This is a genomic window from uncultured Cyclobacterium sp., assembly GCF_963976465.1.
GTDB lineage: Bacteria > Bacteroidota > Bacteroidia > Cytophagales > Cyclobacteriaceae > Cyclobacterium.
The window spans coordinates 1-4,111 of sequence record NZ_CAXBOC010000485.1 but is presented as its reverse complement, the minus strand read 5'-3'; the positions used below and the strand labels follow the sequence as shown (position 1 = coordinate 4,111).

At 40.8% G+C, this 4,111-nt stretch carries 5 protein-coding genes; 3 read left to right on the top strand and 2 right to left on the bottom strand.

From position 1 onward, the window contains the following. Both AAC037_RS20785 and AAC037_RS20780 read left to right on the top strand, forming a co-directional pair. On the top strand, window positions 1-691 hold a 691-nt coding region (locus AAC037_RS20785; protein ID WP_339905306.1), incomplete at its 5' end, for a phosphotriesterase. Between the two features lie 95 nt (window positions 692-786). Next, window positions 787-1,392: a hypothetical protein gene (locus tag AAC037_RS20780; RefSeq protein WP_339905305.1), complete on the top strand. Its 606-nt coding sequence runs from the start codon at window positions 787-789 to the stop codon at window positions 1,390-1,392. 60 nt (window positions 1,393-1,452) lie between these two features. Here the strand turns inward: AAC037_RS20780 and AAC037_RS20775 are convergent, their stop codons facing one another. Both AAC037_RS20775 and AAC037_RS20770 read right to left on the bottom strand, forming a co-directional pair. Then, window positions 1,453-3,153 (bottom strand): M56 family metallopeptidase, encoded by a 1,701-nt coding sequence (locus tag AAC037_RS20775; RefSeq protein WP_339905304.1) that lies wholly within the window; start codon window positions 3,151-3,153, stop codon window positions 1,453-1,455. After that, window positions 3,150-3,524, bottom strand: a complete 375-nt coding sequence (locus AAC037_RS20770; RefSeq protein WP_339905303.1) for a BlaI/MecI/CopY family transcriptional regulator — start codon at window positions 3,522-3,524, stop codon at window positions 3,150-3,152. Before AAC037_RS20770 ends, AAC037_RS20775 begins: the two co-directional genes overlap by 4 nt. Window positions 3,525-3,672: 148 nt before the next feature. Here AAC037_RS20770 and AAC037_RS20765 point away from each other — a divergent pair. After that, on the top strand, window positions 3,673-4,111 hold a 439-nt coding region (locus AAC037_RS20765; RefSeq protein ID WP_339905301.1), incomplete at its 3' end, for an NRDE family protein.

Sequence of the window (4,111 nt, the reverse complement as noted above, 5' to 3'; positions counted from 1 at the left end):
CCAAAGAACCGGACTAAAGATCCTTACCAATACAGGCTTGTACGGAGCAAGTAACAACCAATTTATTCCGGATTTTGCAAAAAAATTGACGGCCAAAGAATTGTCGGACATGTGGATAAAGGAGTTTACTGATGGCATAGACGGGAGTTCCATCCACCCCGGTTTTATTAAAATTGGAGTTGACAATTCGGATCCTTTAAGCCTTATGCACAGCAAGCTGGTAAAAGCTGCTGCCCTAACTCATCTGGAAACAGGCTTGACCATTGCTTCCCATACCGGAACAGCCAAAGGTTTGTGGCCACAATTGGCGATACTAAATGAACTTCAGGTTTCTCCCAAAGCCTTTATCTGGGTACATGCACAGTCAGAGACCAATCCGGAAGCCTTCCTTAAAGCAGCAGATAAGGGGTGCTGGATTAGCCTTGATGGCCTGGGTTGGGACCTTGAAAAGCATTTAGAAAAAATAGTTTATGCCAAAGAGAACGATTTTTTGGACCGTATTTTGATTTCCCATGATGCAGGATGGTACGATCCTCAAAAAGACCAGCAAAGCATAAAGGGCTATACCAATATTTTCAGCCAACTTATTCCTGCTTTGAAAGCCCAGAACTTTACAGAGGAAGACATTCAGCTGCTGTTAAGCACAAACCCTTCAAAGGCTTTCTCTATCAAAATCAGAAAAACAAAATGAAGGGTAACGCAAGTGAAAAAGTCTGAATTTCTTTGTTAGGCATTAAAAATACTTGCAAGAAAATCCAAAATCACTAATCGCAATCAAATTACCTCATGGACACACCCAAACTTGTCCCCCAACAACCGCTATATTCTACCATTGAAATCCGATGGTTCTTCAGTTCTCCAATTGAGGAACTAGTGAATTTCGTAAAAGAGCTTTCATTGTATAAAAATAAACCGGAAACCCGTACAGACACTTACTTTCCAATTGCAGACAGGCCGGATCTGGGGCTTAAGGTTAGAGATGATATTTACGAAGTAAAACAAAGGCAGGAATGGACCATCCCTCTCCCGGAATCCCAGCCTTTGCCCGGTAAGTTTGAAGCCTGGGACAAATGGACGTTGGAAAAATTACCCAAAACTGAAAGTAAATTAACCGGTTTACCCATTATAAAGAAACGCTGGCTGACAAGCCTTGACCAAGCATTTAATGTTATTTCCAATTTCTCAAACCCTCCGCAGGAAATTCAAATCGAATATACCGAAATCAAAATTGAAGCTACAAACCATTATACTTTTGCCTTGGAAATTTCAGGCTTCCCTACCCCGCAAAAGCTTCTTGAATTCGCAAGAAAAATACCAATCCACCCGAGGATGACCGCAGAAAACTGTTGCAGCTATCCTGCTTTTATTTTGGAAAATGTAGTAAAAAAATAATCCCCAGTCATAAGAAAATATCTCATGACTGGGGATTACATTATCTATTAAAGGGCAAATCTATTGTTCCTTTTCCCAATATTCTTTTGCTTTCAATTTCTTCTCTTTCTCCCATGCTTCAATTTTTTCTGAATATGCCTTGGCCCAGGATTCCATCTTTTCTGCATTTTCCGCGGCCCAAACTTCCATTTTCTTTTCAAATTCTTTTATTTTAGGCTCGTTCTCTTTCTGCCAGGCTTCCATTTTTTGCTCAAACTCCTTCATTTTAGGGTGAAATTCTTTTTCCCAGGCTTTCATTTTTTCCTCGAATACCTTTTGGGATTTCTCCATTTTCTGTTGCAGCAACTCCATTTTCCGCTCAAGCTTTTTCTTTTGTTCCTGTGACAAAACGGAGGTATCCCCCTGCAGCATCACTATATTTCTTGCATATACTTGAATACTGTCTCCAAAACCACCCATAATGTTTTGGGTATAATGAATCAGGCTATCGTTAAACACGGGCGGACTAAAATTAGCAATCGGAGCCGGGCTTAAATTCAACACAGGCGGTTGTTGCGGTAAAGGCAAACTATCCGAGACTACTGAGTGAATAGTTGTTGTTACCTTATTATTCGAATGAATGACTACTTCTACATCTTCCGAAACATCATGATCAAGGTCTACATCTACATTTTTATTGATGATGATCACAGTATCTTCCACTTCAATGGACTGTGGCAAGCGTTCCTGGGTTTTTTTAACCTCATTGGCATTGCCGATAAATAGAATGGCGCTAAATATTAGGGTAAGTATCATTGTTTTAGTGATTAAAGGTGAATTGGAAAAACGGGCAGGTTCATTGCCCAGCATCCTTTTGATTCTATTGAGTAATGGGAAATTGGATGAATGGGCAGCCATGGCCAACTCAGGGGATTGCTCCACAGCATCGTTGGCGACTATAGCCAAAGCATTGGCCAAATCGATTGCTTTCACCCCCGCCTGGATAGCGATATCATCTGCAATATGCTCTCTTGCTTCTTTCACAATTCCATTGACCCACCAAAAGGCCGGATGATAAAAAAACAAGATTTCCAAAACAGACTGCATCAGGTTGACAGCAAAATCATACCTGCGAATATGCGCCAACTCATGGGCAATTATGGCCTCCAACTGTACCGGAGACAATTGCATGATCAAACCTAGGGGAAGCAAGACTATTGGTTTGAACAGCCCATAAGTAATGGGCACAGTGATTTCCGAACTTAGCCGGAATTCAACCGGAAAGCTTAAATCAAACTTGGTCTTTATTTTTTGAACACGCTGAAGGATATTTTGGGGGACATTATTATGCGACCTAGCCTTTAATTGCTTCAAAGCAACAAAATTCCCCATATGTCTTATAAAATAAAATACAACACCAATAACCCAGAAATAAACCAAGTAAGGCAAAACGTATGCTATTCTTTCTGATAAATAAGCCGACCAAAGCAATTCATGCGCTACAGGCTGAACATCTGCTTGTAGCTGACTGCTGATAGCCGGAGCTTCAAGCCCTTTACTTTGAATGGACTGCAATTCCATTAAAAATGTCCCGACAAAGAAGCAGCACATCAAAGCCAAGCCGGCTAAACCAAGCATGTACTTTTTTTGTGGACTATTTAAGGCTTTAAACCTAAAAAGCAACCACATCCCTGCCGCTACGACGAGCAGCTGCCAAAGTGAATGGGCCAGTGTCCATCCCAAAGCTTCAGCAAAGTGCGATACAATCCATTCGGTATTCATTGTGAATCATTTTCTATTTTATCCAAAAACGCACGAATCTCTTTGATCTCCTCCTTAGAGGGCTCGCTCTGACCCAAGGCTTGCATGACCAACTTCTTGGCTGATCCTCCAAATGCTTTTCCTATAAAATTTTTAACCAAAGACTGCTGGGTATCTTCTTGGGAGATCAAAGCACTGTATATGTGACTTCTTTTCTCCTCGTCTCTTGCCAGCAATCCCTTGGCATGCATGTTTTGCATGATTTTTAATGTTGTCGTATAGCCTGTTTCCTTGGTCAAAGACAATTCTTCGTGCACCTGCCGAACACTTGCTTGCTTTTTTTCCCAGAGAATGGCCATTATTTCTAATTCTGCTGCTGTGGGCTTGTCCATAGTATTGTTATACGATTTATTTCGTATCAAATATATACGACAAAATTCGTAATTACAAATTATATACGATTTTAATCGTAATTAAATATAGTTAAAAATAATTTGGATTGGTTTTCCCTTTGCGAGGGGAGCTGGTTAATTTTACGCCATGTGCTTACTGACATTTAGCTGGAATCAACATCACAAATACAAACTTATCATGGTTGCCAACAGGGATGAATACTTTAATCGTCCGACCAAAGGCCTCCACCAATGGGACAATGGCATCTATGCCGGAAAGGATTTAAAAGGAGGAGGCACTTGGATGGGTTTTCATACCAATGGTAAATTTGCCGCCCTAACCAATTATAGAGACCCCCAAAACGACAAGCCTTTGAGCAAGACCAGGGGCGAATTGGTAACCAACTTTTTAAATGGAAGCCAATCTCCCAAGGATTATTTGAGGCAAATAGAAAAATCGCAGCAGAATTACAATGGCTTCAACTTATTGGTAGCTGAAAAGGAAGAATTAATGGTGTTTTCAAATTACGGAGGCGGCATTCAAGAGGTAATCCCAGGCATCCATGGGCTTTCCAATGCTTTTCTAA